This is a genomic window from Microbacterium sp. MMO-113 (genome assembly GCF_037148555.1).
Taxonomy (GTDB): Bacteria; Actinomycetota; Actinomycetes; order Actinomycetales; family Microbacteriaceae; genus Microbacterium.
This window is the reverse complement of record NZ_JBBCTD010000002.1, coordinates 462,052-475,812: the sequence shown is the minus strand read 5'-3', so window position 1 is coordinate 475,812 and position 13,761 is coordinate 462,052. Positions and strand designations below refer to the sequence as shown.

Below are 13,761 nucleotides of genomic sequence, written 5' to 3'. Positions count from 1 at the left end.
CCATCGTTCCATGGGTTCCTATGGGCCGCAGGACATGTTCCTGCTAGAGTGTCGTCTGCGGCTGTGGGAGTCGCGCCGAACGGGTGGGGATCCGTTCGACTGGGGAATGATCGATCTGGGGAGATCATGGGGACGCGTATCGGCTATGCCGTCGGAGCTTTCGACCTGTTTCACGTCGGGCACCTCAATCTGCTGAGGCACGCCAAAAAACACTGCGACATCCTGATCGCCGGTGTCGTGAGCGACGAGATGCTGCGTCAGGTCAAGGGGATCGAGCCGGTCATCCCGACCGCCGAGCGTGCCGAGATCGTCCGGCACATCTCCTTCGTCGACGACGTCTACGTCGAGACGACGCCGTCGAAGATGGACTCCTGGCGCGACGTGCGCTTCACGCACTTCTTCAAGGGCGACGACTGGCGCGGCACCGAGAAGGGCCTGCGGCTGGAGAGCGAGTTCGCGGAGGTGGGTGTCGAGGTCGTCTACTTCCCGTACACCGCGCACACGTCGAGCTCGGCGCTCCGCCGCGCGCTCGACGCGATCACCGCGGGCGCCACGGCATCCGCGGTCGGCGCGACCCGCTGAGACGGGCTCAGCTCGCGACGCCGAGGAGGCTGCGCGCCATCCGCGCCACGTGGGGCGGCGTGTGCGGGCCGAGCCACACCGTCCAGTGCTCCGGGGGCTCGCTGCACGTCCACTCCAGGCACCACGCGTAGACGGCGTTCGCGAGTCGCTCGCCACGCGCGTGGGCGCGCGCCCCCTCGGCCCGCACGAGCCAGCGGACCGACACCCCCGCGGGGACATCGATGTGCCGGAACGGGATCCGGGCCGCCGCCTCGATGAGGATGACGCCGTGCGCATCCCACGGGAGCCGCGACGCGACGCGCGCGATGGCTCCGACATCGGCCGCATCGCCGGCGATCAGCACCGCTCCTTCCATCGCTTCCCAGTCCGGATCCTCCAGGTGCTCGCACGCGCTGCTCATGCCTCCACTATAGGTAAGGCTACCCTTACCTTCCAGGGTGACTAGCCTTCCCCGGCGGCGCTCGTCAACGCCGTTGCCCGGTGACGACGCCGCGGGCCACCCTTGCGCCGTGAGCAGCAACAGGATTCGACGGATCTCCGCCGGACGACGCCTGATCGGCGCCCTGGCCGGCCTCGTCGTGGCCACAGCCCTCGGCGGATGCGGGATGACGGTCCCCGCGGACCCGAATGGCACCCTGGACCGGGTCACGGGTGGGGAGCTGCGGGTCGGCACCTCGCCCGAGCCCGGCCTCGTCGAGTTCGACGGCGGCGAGCCGCGCGGGCCGGTCGTGGATCTCGTCGACGCCTTCGCCGCGAGCATCGACGCGGATGTCACGTGGACGGTCGGGACCGAGGAGAGCCTGGTGGGCATGCTGGAGGCGGGCGACCTCGACCTCGCGGCCGGCGGACTGACGTCGGACACCCCGTGGATCGACAAGGTGGGCGTGACCCGTGGCTATCCCGGCATCGAGGGCGCGGGCGATCGGGAGCTCGTCATGCTCGTGCCCCTCGGCGAGAACGCCTTCCTCTCGACCCTCGAGACCTCTCTCGACGAGGAGGTCGATCGATGACCGGGACGAAGCAGTTCGGGCGCACCGAGCTCCCCGAGGAACAGCAGCAGGCCACGCGCAAGGCCGTGCGCTGGGAGATCATCACGATCGTCTACACCTCGATCACGATCACCGTGATCGCTCTGGTCGTGGGCGAGTCCCAGGCCATGCGCACGGCGTGGATCGAGGACATGCTGTCGCTCATCCCGCAGTTCGCGTTCCTCCTCGCGCTCCTGTTCGTTCGGCGGCGCCCCACCCGGAAGCACCCCTACGGCCTCCACCGCGCGATGGGCGTCGGCCACCTCGTCGCCGGTGTCGCGCTCCTCGCGGTCGGCCTGAACCTCGCTGTCGAGGCCATCGCCGGCCTCATCCGCGGGGAGCATCCGACCATCGGCACGGTGCAGGTGTTCGGCCAGACGATCTGGCTCGGCTGGCTGATGGTCGCCGTCATGGCCGTCGTGATCGTCGGGCCGGTGTTCTTCTACGGTCCCGCAAAGGCCAAGCTCGCCCCCGTCCTGCACAACAAGCTGCTCTACGCCGACGCCGACATGGCGAAGGCGGACTGGCAGACGACGGTCGCCTCCATCGTCGGCGTGCTGGGCGTGGGCGCCGGCGTCTGGTGGCTCGACGGTGCCGCGGCGCTCTTCATCTCGCTCGGCATCGTCGGGGACGGCTTCCGCAACACGAAGACCGCGATCGTCGACCTCATGGACCAGCGGGCCCGAACCTTCGACAGCGCGGAGCCGCATCCGCTGGCCCGCGATGTCGTCTCTTACCTGCGCAGCCGCCCCTGGGTGGATCAGGCTGCCGTGCGCATGCGGGATCAGGGCCAGGTGTTCCACATCGAGGCGTTCGTCGTGCCGCATCACCGTGGCGTCCGCACGGCGGATCTGACCGCCGCGTCCGAGGGGATCGCCGACCTGGACTGGAAGGTGCAGGACGTGGTGATCGTCCCGGTCGAGAAGCTGCCGGAAGAAGCGGACCCCGGTCGATGAGCAGCTCCGACGAGGCACTGTTCCCCGGCTTCACGACCACGCGGATCCCGACTGCGGAGGCGGACATTCCGCCCATTCCAAACGCGCCGTCGCCCGAGACATCCGCACCGTCGCCGAGCGACTCGGCCATGAGCGCTTCCGCCTGGTCGGGCACGACCGCGGCAGCTACGTCGCGCTCCGACTCGCCCTCGATCACCCGGAGGTCGTCGAACAGGTCGCCCTGCTGGACTGTCTGCCGATCTCGGAGCACCTCCGACGCTGCGACGCGATCTTCGCCGCGCACTGGTGGCACTGGTTCTTCTTCGCCCAGCCGGACGTCCCGGAGCGCGTCATCGGCGCGGACCCGGAGGCCTGGTACGCCCCCAAGGCCGATCCCGCGACGATGGGCGCGGCCAACCATGCCGAGTTCCTGCGCGCGGTGCGCCAGCCGTCGGTCGTCCGGGCGATGCTCGAGGACTACCGCGCCGGCCTCACGATCGACCGCGCGCACGAGGAGGCCGATCGCACCGCCGGGCGTCGGCTCCGGATGCCGACGCTCGTGCTGTGGTCCGAACGTGACGATCTCGGAGAGCTGTACGGCGACCCCCTCCGCATCTGGCGGGACTGGGCCGACGATGTGCGCGGCCACGGCGTCGACAGCGGGCACCACATGGCGGAGGAGGCGCCGGAGGCCCTCGCCGCCGCTCTCACAGGTTTCTTCGGAGCCACCCGCCCCTCGCGGACGTAGGCTGGACGCATGACCAACCCCGCCTCCGACACCATCACGATGTTCGGCGCCGACTGGTGCCGCGACTGCATCCGCACGAAGAAGCAGCTCGACGAGCTCGGCGTCGCGTACACCTACGTCGACCTGGTCGCCGACCCCGATGCCGCGGACATCGCGAAGGACATCTCCGGCCGCACGAACATCCCCGTGGTCGTCTACCCCGACGCCTCGCACCACGTCGAGCCGTCGAACGCCGACGTGGAGTCGAAGCTGCGCGAGCTCTCGCTCATCTGATCGTCCTCGCACTCGGCGGATCTCCGCGCGGACGCCTAAGCTGAAAGCCCGTTCGAAGGAGACGCCGATGACTTCTGCGCCCACGACAGCGCCTGCCACCCCCGCCCTCGGCGAGGGCGAGGCGGAACGTCTCGACGCCGCCGTCGCCGACCTGCAGACGGGGACGGCGGTGTGGACCGCGCTCACCGTGGCGCAGCGCGCGACATTGCTCCGGCAGGTGCGCACGAGCGTCGCCGCAACAGCCGAGGACTGGGCGACGATCGCCGCCGCCTCCAAGGGCCTGGACGCGCGGCATCCGCTCCGCGGCGAGGAGTGGCTGAGCGGTCCGTACAGCATCCTCGGAGCACTGGACGCCTCGATCGCCACGCTCACCCGGATCGCGAACGGTGCGAATCCGCTCGACGGCATCCGGGTCGACCGCGCACCCGGCGGCCGCGCGCGCGTGCATGCCTTCCCCCTCACCGGCCTCGACCGGTTCCTGCTGTCCGGCTTCACCGGCGAGGTCTGGCTCGAACCGGGGACCACTCCGAACACCGCCCGCGCGAAGGCCGGTCTGGCGCAGCGCACGCCGACGGTGTCCGGAGGCGTCGGACTCGTGCTCGGCGCCGGGAACGTGACCTCCATCCCCGTGCTGGACGTGCTGTACGAACTCCTCGCCCACAACCGCACCGCCCTGCTGAAGGTGAACCCCACGCAGGATGCCCTGGTCCCCGTCTACAAGCGCGCGCTCGCCCCGCTCATCGAGCCGGGACTGCTGCGGATCGTGCGCGGGGGCCCCGCCGCCGGCGCCTACCTCACCCAGCACCCCGGCATCGCCCACGTGCACATCACCGGCTCGGCGGCGACCTTCGACACCATCGTCTGGGGACCGTCGACCGGCGAGGGGGCAGCCGCGACGAAGCGTCGCCGTCGCGAGAACCGCCCGCTGCTGAAGAAGCCCATCACGGCGGAGCTCGGCGGGGTCTCCCCCATCATCGTCGTGCCGGGGAAGTGGACGGCCGCCGACCTCACGTATCAGGCCGAGCACATCGCGACCATGCGCCTGCAGAACAGCGGTCACAACTGCATCGCGGGGCAGGTCGTCATCCTCTCCGCCGACTGGGACCAGGCCGACGACTTCCGCGCCGCGCTGCGCCGCGCCTACGCCACCGCTCCGGAGCGCCCCATCTGGTACCCCGGTGCCCCCTCCCGCATGCAGACCGCTGCGGACGACTACCCGGACGCCCTCGTGCTCGGCGACCGGCTCCTCGTCGAGATCGGTGCCGACGACGACCCCTCAGCCCTGGAGAACACGGAGTACTTCGCCCCGGTCCTCGGCGTGGTGACCCTGCCAGGGACGGGCCAGGAGTTCCTCGATGCCGCGGTCGCCCACGCGAACGAGAAGCTGCAGGGCACGCTCGGCGCGAACCTGCTCATCGACCCGGCGACCGAGAAGGCGCTCGGCAGCGGGTTCGAGCGCGCACTCACCGCCCTGCACTACGGCTCGATCGCGATCAACGGCTGGACCGCCTTCGGATTCATCACACCGACGCTCACCTGGGGCGCGTTCCCCGGGGGCACGATCGACGACGTCGGCAGCGGCATCGGCATCGTCCACAACGCCCTGCTCCTGGACCAGGTGGAGCGCTCCGTGCTGCGTGGCCCCTTCCGGCCGTTCCCGCGCTCGCTTCCCGTCGCGAACGGCGGAGGGCGGATGACCATCCTCCCGAAACCGCCGTGGTTCGCCTCCTCCCGCACCGGTGCCGCCGTGAGCGAGGGTCTCACCCGGCATCGTGCGGACGGCGGCGCCCTCGGCCTCGTGAAGACCCTGATGCGCGCGCTCCGCGCCTGAGGGGGGAGGGGGAACGCGTCAGTCCTCGGGGCGGAACCGATCGGTCGCGGCGCGGAGAGCCGCGCGGATACCGGGTTCGGCGGCGGAATGCCCCGCGTCGTCGACCACCTGGAAGTCGGCTTCCGGCCAGGCACGGTGCAGGTCCCACGCCGTCATCATCGGGGTGACCACGTCATGGCGGCCCTGCACGATCACGGCCGGGATGTGCCGGATGGCGTCGATCCCCGCGAGCAACTGCCCTTCGGCCCACCAGCCGCGGTGCACGAAGAAGTGGTTCTCGATGCGTGCGAAAGCGACGGCCCGGCGGGGATCGGCCATCGCCGCGATCTGCTCCGGGTCGGGGCGCAGCGTGATGGTCGCCGCCTCCCACGCCGCCCACGCGAGGGCCGCCGGTTCATGGACCGCCGGGTCCGGGTCGAACAGCCGCCGGTGGTACGCCTCAATCATCCGGGAGCGCTCCAGGACCGGGATCGGCGCGATGAAGTCCTCCCACAGGTCCGGGAAGAGCGCCGCCGCCCCGCCCTCGTAGAACCACTCGAGCTCGGCGCGACGGAGCGTGAAGATCCCGCGCAGGATCAGCTCGGAGACCACGTCGGGGTGGGCCTGGGCGTAGGCGAGCGCGAGGGCGCTGCCCCAGGACCCGCCGAACACCTGCCACGTCTCGATGCCGAGATTCTTGCGCAGCAGCTCGAGGTCGGCGATGAGGTGCGCGGTGGTGATGTGCCGGAGATCGGCCTCCGGCTCCGCGGCGGACGGCGTGCTCCGACCGCATCCGCGCTGATCGAGAAGGATGATCCGGTAGGCATCGGGGTCGAAGAACTGCCGCTGCCACGGCGAGGTGCCGCTGCCGGGGCCGCCATGGAGGAACACGACGGGCTTGCCGTCGGGGTTGCCGCTGATCTCCCAGGCCACGCGGTGCCCGTCGCCGACGAGCAGCACTCCGGTCTCGTGCGGCTCGATGGGCGGATACAGCCCCTCGGTGTTCGTCATGTTCGGTCCCCCAACCGGTCGTGCGGTCCTGCCGAGTCCACGTTATCTGACAACGGCGAGAGCGCCGGGTCTACGGGTCGAGCTGATCGGCGGGGAGGGTGAACACCTGCCCGCACGCATCGAGCCCGTTCTGGTAGCCCTCCGCGAACCAGCGCTGACGCTGCTCGCTGGAGCCGTGGGTCCAGGTCTCCGGGTTCACCTGTCCGGACTGCTCCTGGATGTGATCGTCGCCGACGGTCGACGCCGCGTTCAGGGCGTCGCGGATCTGCTCCTCCGTCGGCTTCTCGAGGTACGGGTCGCCGTCGGCGTCGGTCTGCTCGGTCGCGCGGCCGAGCCAGCCGCCGGCATAGCAGTCGGCCTGCAGCTCCATGCGCACGCCGTTGCTGCCGGGACCCGTCCCGTTGTTCGGGTACTTCTCCATGGTCCCGAGGAGGTTCTGGATGTGGTGACCCCACTCGTGCCCGACGATGTAGAGCTGCGCGAGGTTCCCCGCCGAGGCCCCGAACTGCTCCTGCATGAGCTGGAAGAACGTGGGGTCGATGTAGACGGTCTCCTCCGGCGGGCAGTAGAACGGGCCGACCGCGTTGGAGGCGGTGCCGCACTGCGTGGAGGTCGCTCCATCGACGACGATGAGCTGCGGAGCCTGGTAGCCCTCCACGTTGTCCTCCCAGAAGGCGTCGAGCGCGACCTGCGCCCCCGCCATGCGGCAGTCGACGTTCGCGTTCGCGTCCGCGCCGCTGTCGCAGTTCTGGATGGCCGAACCGCCGGCGGGCTCGCTCCCGCCCCCGGGCGCGCCCCCGACGAGTCCGCTCAGGTCGATGCCCAGCAGGGGGCCGGCGATGAGGGCGAGGAGGGCGAGCACGCCGACGCCGGAGCCGCCCGCGATCGCCGCCGTGCGTCCGCGGCGGCGCGTGGTGTTGCGGGAGAGGTCGGCGTCGGGATTGAACGTCATGCGTCGAGGGTACTCCGCGCGCCGACACCGCGACGGACGTAGGCTCGTGACATGGCCACCACGATCACCATCACCGGCGCGGGCGGACAGATCGGCTACGCGCTCCTCTTCCGCATCGCCGCCGGCGACATGCTCGGTCCGGATGAGAAGGTACGGCTGCGGCTGCTGGAGATCCCGCAGGGGCTCGGCGCGGCGGAAGGTGCGGCGCTCGAACTGCAGGACGGCGCTTTCGACCTGCTCGAGCACGTGGAGGTGACCGACGACGCCGCGGTTGGCTTCGACGGCTGCGACCTCGCCCTGCTCGTGGGCGCGCGCCCCCGCGGTCCCGGCATGGAGCGCGGCGACCTGCTCGCAGCGAACGGCGGCATCTTCGGGCCGCAGGGCGCCGCCATCGCCGCGAACGCCGCCCCCGGCGTCCGCGTGACCGTGGTGGGCAACCCCGCCAACACGAACGCCCTGATCGCCTCGGCGGCCGCCGACGGCGTCCCCGCCGACCGTTTCACCGCCCTCACGCGGTTGGACGAGAACCGGGCACGGGCCCAGCTCGCCCAGACGCTCGGCGCCCCCGTGCACACGGTGCGACGGGTGCCCATCTGGGGCAACCACTCGGCCACGCAGTTCCCCGACGTGTCGCATGCGACCGTCGGCGGGAAGCCCGTGCAGGAGGCCCTGGAACAGATCGTCGGCGACGTCCCGGCGTGGCTGGAGCAGACGTTCATCCCCCGGGTCGCCAAGCGCGGGGCCGAGATCATCGAGGTCCGCGGGTCGTCCTCCGTCGCCTCCGCGGCGAGCGCGACGATCGACCATGTGCGCGACTGGGTCCGCGGGACCGACGACTGGACCTCCGCGGCCGTCGTCTCGCGCGGAGAATACGGCGTTCCGGAGGGCCTCGTCTCCTCGTTCCCCGTGCAGTCCGTCGACGGCGAGTGGCGCATCGTGGAGGGCCTCGAGATCGACGACTGGGCCCGCGAGCGCATCGACACCTCGGTCGCGGAGCTCTTGGAGGAGCGGGAGGCGGTCCGCGCCCTCGAACTGCTCTGATCCGGTCGCCGCGGGGCGCCTCGGCAGGGCAGAATAGAGGGCGGAGGTGCGGGATGAGCGACACGATGGACCCGGCGGGCACGACGCCGTCTCTCGACGATGCGCTGACGAGCCCGCTCCATCTCCCGCACGACGCGGCGACGTGCCCGAAGTGCTTCACGGAGCTGCAGCAGAACCGCAACTTCTGGACCGCGCGCCCCGCGGGCTCCCGCCTGGTCGGCCTCGTCGTCGCTCGTGAGGGCATGCCGTCGGTCGTCGAGCAGCGCGCCGACCTCACCCGTTTCGGTGTGCCCATCGGGGGCTTCCGGCACCCGGCGCCGGACATCCTGGAGAGCTGGAACGACCGCCTCGCGCGGCTCATCTCGACGCTCCGGACCGGAGACGTGGTCGTCGTGGCGAACATCCGGGCCCTGGGGCTCGACGCCGAAGAGGGGGCGCGCACGGTCGCCGAGCTCCGGCGCCACGGGATCATCGTGAAGGTGCTCGGCCACGAGGCGCGTCATCTCGCCGACGCCGCCGGCGCCCGCTGAGCCACCGGTATACAGCGTCGCGGTTCTCTTCACCGTCGTCCTCCTCCTCGTTAGCCTGGATCCGGGGCGGGGGTCTCCGGGGGAACAGTGCGCAACGGTCTTCACATCGACGTCAGTGGCATGCGCGGAGTGGCGCGCTCGCTCCATGACATCTCGCACGGCAAAGCCCGTCTCGATGGCGGGTTCGACCTCACGGAAGCGCTCAGCGACCTGGTCTCTTCCGGTGCGGAGATGTTCGTGTCTACGTGGTTCGAAGCGCATGGCGTTCTCACGCTCACCGGTCGAAGCCTGGCGAGCGGAGTGGACGACACGTGCGACAGAGCGAAGCAGTGGACGGACTCGCAGGCGTCGGACCTCGCGGACGCGAGATCGGCCGTGTCCGCCATTCTCCGCGACCTCGACGACATCTGGACCGGGGAGAGCGCCGACTCGTTCCGCGCCCGCATCCTCGAGTTCCACGACCGTCTGGAGGCCTCCGAGGAGGCGATGCGGATCGCCGGTAAAGGGATCCTCGCCTACGCTGATGCGGTGGCCGAGATCGCCCGCCGAGCCGCACCTTTGAAGCACCGCCTCGAAGCTGCCGAGCTCATCCTCAACGGTGTCCACAGCGAGGCCCTCTTCGGCACAGACCCCGAGGGACTCGCGCGGCGGTTCGATGCCGAACAGCAGGCGACGATCGACGCACAGGACGCAGCCGACGAGCTCGCCCGCCTCGCCGATGAGCGGAGGGAAGCTGACCGGATACTTGCGGGCCTGCTCGCCCGAACCGCGGCGGAAGCCTGGGGAGGCCTCGGCTGCACTGCCACCCCATCCGACAGGAGCCCACGGGAACTCGCTAACAGGAGGGTAAGCGAACTGCTCGACGACTTCTTCAGTGGCCGTGACGGTGCACGCGGGGTCGTCCTCGGACCCGACGATCCCTTCGTCACCGCCCTGATGCACAGCAACCACATCAACGGTGCTCGCGTGCGCGTACTCGATGCGCTCCGCGGTGCGAGATTAGTCGAGGGCGGGAACCCCCTCTTCTACGACCGGGTCATCAGCGACAACCCCTCGGTTTTCGTTCAGGACGGTTTCAACGTCATCACGAGCGGGATTCCCAGCTCCCTACTCGGAGGCCAAAACCTGCCCGAGTCCTTTCTCGGCTCATATGAGCTGGAGGTGCACGCCGGAGAGTCCCAGCCAGACGGAGGCGTGGCAGTGACTTACATCATCAACAACGACACGACCATCGACTCCGCAACGCGCATCCCCGGCACAGGTGGCGCCCACGTGCCCCTCGTGGAGGCTGCCATGACGTCGGCCTACGCTAGCAACGGAGAGTTCGCCCCCCAGTATCAGACCATCGTCTGGACCGAAACGGTGTACCCATGACATTCATCCTCCGCGCCCGCTCAGCAATCGCGGCGGTTGCTCTTGTCCTTGCCACGATACTCACCCTCGTCAGTTGCGCTCCTGCCCCCGCCGTCACCTCTCCCATCGGCCTCTGGGAAGCGGTCGGCGACGACAACGGCACCCTCACGATCAACCGCGACGGCACATTCACCATGACCGACACCTCGTTCAACCCCCTCCAGCACCGAGACACGCAAGACGACTTCCGCGGCTCCGGTGTCTGGGAAACCTTCTCGGACGACCCCCCGCTTGTCCTACGGTTCGACGAGGCCACGAACGACGGCTTCCCCGTCGACCCCGCAGACCTACAAGTCGATTTCACCTCCGGAACAATTCGGTTCGAGGACCCGGAACAGACCGCGAGCATCGAGTTCCGCCTCACGGATTGACACCTTATGACTCAACGTCGAGGCTCAACCGCGTTCGCCGCACCATCAGCCGTACTCGCCCTCTTCGTGATGCTCGGCCTCACCGGCTGCACCCACGCCCCACACATCACCTCTCCCATCGGCCTCTGGGAAGCGGTCGGCGACGACAACGGCACGCTCACGATCAACCGCGACGGCACATTCACGATGACCGATGCCTCCTTCAACCCCCTCCAGTACCGAGACACGCAAAGCGACTTCCGCGGCTCCGGTGCCTGGCGCCTCTCCAGCGACGGTGAAGAGGTCATCTTGCGCTTCCTCGAAGCAACAAACGCTGGATTCGTTGTCGAACCCAGCGCACGTCGTCCGAACTTCACCTCCGGCACGATCCGGTTCGAGGACCCGGAACAGACCGCGAGCATCGAGTTCCGCCTTACGGATTGACGCTCTGGCGACGACCCCCGGGGATCACACCGTCGAACCCTCGCGTGTACGGAAAGGTCTTCCTAGAACTCCCCGGACCGCAGACGGGCGAGCGTGCCCGCGCCGATCTCGGCACGGGCGTCGGGATGGTTCGCGTAGAAGGTGACGAGCTCGGCCAGGAGCACTGGGTCGCTGGCAAGGTCGGCCGCCGCCCACGAGGACGGCGGCGCGGTCGCCGTCCGCAGCACCACGCGGTTGCTCTCCAGAGCGGCCCCGACGACCTCGTCCCATTCCACGGCCGCGTTGTTGCGCGGGATCCGGAGCTGCAACCCGTCCGGGCGCAGCGTCAGGCGATGGGCGGAGGGAGCCCGGAACCACGACCTGATGCCGGCGACCGTCATGATCAGCGCGACCACGGGAAGGAGGAGCAGGGTGAGGAGCGGCAGTCGATCTGCGGGCACTGTGAAGATGCTCCATGCCCACGCCGCGAGAAGCAGGGCTCCCACGGGCGCGAGGGCGCGCAACGGCCAGACGATCCCCGCGGCGGCGCCGAACGCGATCGCCGGACCGTCGACGACCGGCCGGACGACTCGGACCCGGGAGACACGGGCGTGCGCCACCAGCAGCCAGACGCCCACGGCGACGGCCGCGAGCACGCCGATCGCCAGGGCCTTCATCGCCGGAGCCGGATCGGCGAACAGGATCAGGCTGAACAGCAGGACCACGATGGCGAACACGACGCCGAACACAGTGAGCGCCGTGGTCGCGCGCTGCTGCCCCTGCCACCCCGGATGACCCGGTACCCAGATCGTCTCCGGAGACGTCGACTGCTGCTGACCTGTCACCCGAACAGTCCCTTCCACGCCTTGCCGATGTTGTGCCCGGCGTCGCCCACGAAGTCGGTCGTGTTCTCCCAGGCGTCCTCCGCGAAGTCCGTCGTGGCGTCCCATGCATCTGCCATGCCGGCGTCGATCGACTCCCGGACGTCCTGCGGGACCCAGTTCTCGTACGCCCACACCGCACCGGCACCGACCGCCACCGCGGCCCCGCCGACGACCACCGCCGTACCCCAGACGGGGAGCGTGACGACACCGGCCGCCGCGAGCGCGGCGACCCCGGCGGCCGCAGCCGCGCCACCCGCCGCACCGCCGATGATCTCCACCGCGGTGGACGAGGGGTCGTCGCCCGACGACATCGCCGAGCCCAGATTCCAGGCGTCGACGCCCCAGCCGATGAACGGCACCGCCCGACTCGCGCGTGAGAGTCCGCGGGCCAGATCCTCGGCCTCGTCCGCCGCCCACCGCATGCCGGTGGGGTTGGCGGCCTCGGCAGCGGCCTTGACGGCAGGGTTGCCGGAGCGCAGCTCGCGAACGAAGTCCGATGCTCCGAGACGCAGATCCTCCGCGTGGGAGGTGAGCTCGGCCGCCGTCTCCGCCCACGCCAGGCCCTGGCCCTCGAGGTAGATCTTCGGGACCTCGCCGCTCGCCTCCCGCAGACCGGACAGGATCTTGTCCGCCGTGGACTGGCTCGGCATGGTCCCGAGGAAGCCGTCGAGGTTCTCGCTGATCCAGACCTCGAGCTCGCCCCACCAGGAGCCGACGTCGGCGGCGATCTCGTTGTACAGCTCGATCCGGTCGAGGTGTTCCTGCCATTCGTCCCAGTAGGGATCGTCCCGCGAGGTGGGGCACACCGGGATCAGGGACACCGGCCGGCCGATGATCATGCCGTTGACCGGGAGCCCCGCCGCCCGCGCATTGTCGCGGTGCGTCGCGAAGTCCTCCTTCATGCGCCGCAGCTGCCCGGCATACGACCGGAGCTTCTCGGCGGCGTCACGGGCGAGGTCCTTGATCTCCTTCGCGGCGTCGGTCGTGCGCGAGAGGATCGTGACGTAGTCGTCTGCCGACTCGCCGTACCAGTGCCCGCGCACGCCGGTGGGGATGAAGGTCGTGACGTTGGAGGAGACGTCTGCGGCGTCCTTCAGGTCGGGGTCGAGCCAGTCCGCGGCCGCCTGCACCTGGTCGGCGTCGCCGTACGTGGTCGTGTCGATCGTCATCAGAGGTCCTCGACGATGGCCGCGACCGGGTCGAGCTGGTCGATCACGTCCTGCTCGTTCGTCTCCGCGTCGTCGGCGATGGCGCGGACGATCTCCCCCAGGGTGCCGTTGATCCGGTAGAGGGCATCGACGCCCTCCCCCACCCGCTGCATGATGGCGGCGACCGTGTCGGAGGCGAGTCCGCCGTCGACGGCCGTCGGAATGCCGGAGAGCTTCGTCTCGATGAGCTCGACCGCCTCCTCGTGCATGTCCGCATGGACGGCCATCACCTCCGGGTCCATCGCGATGCGGCTCATGCGATGGCTCCGTTCCGGCGGTAGGACGCGGGCACGTCGAGGTCGAAGATCACGACGTCGTAGGGCTGCGCCTCCTTGATCTGACCGAGGTCCTCGGTGCGCACCAGGACCCAGGGCTGCCTCTCGCCGGCGAGGTCCAGGAGCCGGTCGAGGGCGGTATAGGCGAGCAGTGCGCGCCGCCCGTCCTTCAGCTCCCGGATCTCGACGAGCTGCTCCTCCGGCGTCGACGTCACGCTCAGGGGCAGGTACAGCACGGGTGGGACCATCGGCGCTGCGGCCGGCATCGGTTCGAAGGTCATCTCGGTCTCTCCTCGAT

The 13,761-nt window shown here is 69.9% G+C and carries 18 protein-coding genes; 11 read left to right on the top strand and 7 right to left on the bottom strand.

Going from position 1 to position 13,761, the window contains the following annotated elements; translation table 11 throughout:
* Positions 1 to 126: 126 nt before the first annotated feature.
* The gene (locus WFJ36_RS09080) at positions 127 to 582 is read left to right on the top strand and encodes an adenylyltransferase/cytidyltransferase family protein (protein ID WP_336643160.1); all 456 of its coding nucleotides are present in this window, start codon (positions 127 to 129) and stop codon (positions 580 to 582) included.
* A 7-nt stretch (positions 583 to 589) separates the two neighbouring features.
* On the opposite strand, the gene WFJ36_RS09075 is transcribed toward WFJ36_RS09080, so the two are convergent.
* The gene (locus tag WFJ36_RS09075) at positions 590 to 982 is read right to left on the bottom strand and encodes an SIP domain-containing protein (protein WP_292787544.1); all 393 of its coding nucleotides are present in this window, start codon (positions 980 to 982) and stop codon (positions 590 to 592) included.
* A 109-nt stretch (positions 983 to 1,091) separates the two neighbouring features.
* Between WFJ36_RS09075 and WFJ36_RS09070 the strand changes: the two genes are divergently transcribed.
* From WFJ36_RS09070 to WFJ36_RS09050, 5 genes are all read left to right on the top strand, one after another.
* Positions 1,092 to 1,592, top strand: a complete 501-nt coding sequence (locus WFJ36_RS09070; protein ID WP_256209350.1) for a hypothetical protein — start codon at positions 1,092 to 1,094, stop codon at positions 1,590 to 1,592.
* Positions 1,589 to 2,566: a cation transporter gene (locus WFJ36_RS09065; RefSeq protein WP_336643159.1), complete on the top strand. Its 978-nt coding sequence runs from the start codon at positions 1,589 to 1,591 to the stop codon at positions 2,564 to 2,566. Before WFJ36_RS09070 ends, WFJ36_RS09065 begins: the two co-directional genes overlap by 4 nt.
* Before the next feature lie 100 nt (positions 2,567 to 2,666).
* Positions 2,667 to 3,293 carry an alpha/beta fold hydrolase gene (locus tag WFJ36_RS09060; RefSeq protein ID WP_442927849.1) on the top strand — a complete coding sequence of 209 codons (627 nt, stop codon included), beginning with the start codon at positions 2,667 to 2,669 and terminating at the stop codon, positions 3,291 to 3,293.
* 9 nt (positions 3,294 to 3,302) lie between these two features.
* Positions 3,303 to 3,566: a glutaredoxin family protein gene (locus WFJ36_RS09055; protein WP_071327714.1), complete on the top strand. Its 264-nt coding sequence runs from the start codon at positions 3,303 to 3,305 to the stop codon at positions 3,564 to 3,566.
* A 67-nt stretch (positions 3,567 to 3,633) separates the two neighbouring features.
* The gene (locus WFJ36_RS09050; RefSeq protein ID WP_336643158.1) at positions 3,634 to 5,397 is read left to right on the top strand and encodes an aldehyde dehydrogenase family protein; all 1,764 of its coding nucleotides are present in this window, start codon (positions 3,634 to 3,636) and stop codon (positions 5,395 to 5,397) included.
* An 18-nt stretch (positions 5,398 to 5,415) separates the two neighbouring features.
* Here the strand turns inward: WFJ36_RS09050 and pip are convergent, their stop codons facing one another.
* Positions 5,416 to 6,387, bottom strand: a complete 972-nt coding sequence (gene pip / locus WFJ36_RS09045) for a prolyl aminopeptidase (RefSeq protein WP_292787550.1) — start codon at positions 6,385 to 6,387, stop codon at positions 5,416 to 5,418.
* Positions 6,388 to 6,457: 70 nt separating this feature from the next.
* Positions 6,458 to 7,339 carry a KPN_02809 family neutral zinc metallopeptidase gene (gene ypfJ, locus WFJ36_RS09040; RefSeq protein WP_071327717.1) on the bottom strand — a complete coding sequence of 294 codons (882 nt, stop codon included), beginning with the start codon at positions 7,337 to 7,339 and terminating at the stop codon, positions 6,458 to 6,460.
* 51 nt (positions 7,340 to 7,390) lie between these two features.
* On the opposite strand from ypfJ, the gene WFJ36_RS09035 reads away from it, so the two are divergent.
* From WFJ36_RS09035 to WFJ36_RS09015, 5 genes are all read left to right on the top strand, one after another.
* Positions 7,391 to 8,380, top strand: coding sequence for a malate dehydrogenase (locus WFJ36_RS09035; protein ID WP_292787554.1), 990 nt, complete (start codon positions 7,391 to 7,393; stop codon positions 8,378 to 8,380).
* Between the two features lie 53 nt (positions 8,381 to 8,433).
* Positions 8,434 to 8,910, top strand: coding sequence for a dehydrogenase (locus tag WFJ36_RS09030; protein WP_336643157.1), 477 nt, complete (start codon positions 8,434 to 8,436; stop codon positions 8,908 to 8,910).
* 129 nt (positions 8,911 to 9,039) lie between these two features.
* Positions 9,040 to 10,284 carry a WXG100 family type VII secretion target gene (locus tag WFJ36_RS09025; protein ID WP_336643156.1) on the top strand — a complete coding sequence of 415 codons (1,245 nt, stop codon included), beginning with the start codon at positions 9,040 to 9,042 and terminating at the stop codon, positions 10,282 to 10,284.
* Entirely contained in the window at positions 10,281 to 10,694 is a 414-nt protein-coding gene (locus WFJ36_RS09020) for a hypothetical protein (protein WP_071327721.1), read from the top strand. The genes WFJ36_RS09025 and WFJ36_RS09020 overlap by 4 nt, the downstream gene beginning before the upstream one ends.
* A 69-nt stretch (positions 10,695 to 10,763) precedes the next feature.
* Complete coding sequence (locus tag WFJ36_RS09015) at positions 10,764 to 11,117, top strand: hypothetical protein (RefSeq protein WP_292787561.1); 354 nt, start codon at positions 10,764 to 10,766, stop codon at positions 11,115 to 11,117.
* Positions 11,118 to 11,179: 62 nt separating this feature from the next.
* Here WFJ36_RS09015 and WFJ36_RS09010 read toward each other — a convergent pair whose 3' ends face one another.
* From WFJ36_RS09010 to WFJ36_RS08995, 4 genes are read right to left on the bottom strand one after another with little or no spacing between them, the layout of a single operon-like run.
* The gene (locus tag WFJ36_RS09010) at positions 11,180 to 11,941 is read right to left on the bottom strand and encodes a hypothetical protein (protein WP_336643155.1); all 762 of its coding nucleotides are present in this window, start codon (positions 11,939 to 11,941) and stop codon (positions 11,180 to 11,182) included.
* Positions 11,938 to 13,149, bottom strand: a complete 1,212-nt coding sequence (locus WFJ36_RS09005; RefSeq protein WP_025104634.1) for a hypothetical protein — start codon at positions 13,147 to 13,149, stop codon at positions 11,938 to 11,940. Before WFJ36_RS09005 ends, WFJ36_RS09010 begins: the two co-directional genes overlap by 4 nt.
* Complete coding sequence (locus tag WFJ36_RS09000) at positions 13,149 to 13,445, bottom strand: hypothetical protein (RefSeq protein ID WP_062635420.1); 297 nt, start codon at positions 13,443 to 13,445, stop codon at positions 13,149 to 13,151. The genes WFJ36_RS09005 and WFJ36_RS09000 overlap by 1 nt, the downstream gene beginning before the upstream one ends.
* Positions 13,442 to 13,744, bottom strand: a complete 303-nt coding sequence (locus WFJ36_RS08995) for an SAV_915 family protein (RefSeq protein WP_071327725.1) — start codon at positions 13,742 to 13,744, stop codon at positions 13,442 to 13,444. The genes WFJ36_RS09000 and WFJ36_RS08995 overlap by 4 nt, the downstream gene beginning before the upstream one ends.
* Positions 13,745 to 13,761 lie beyond the last annotated feature (17 nt).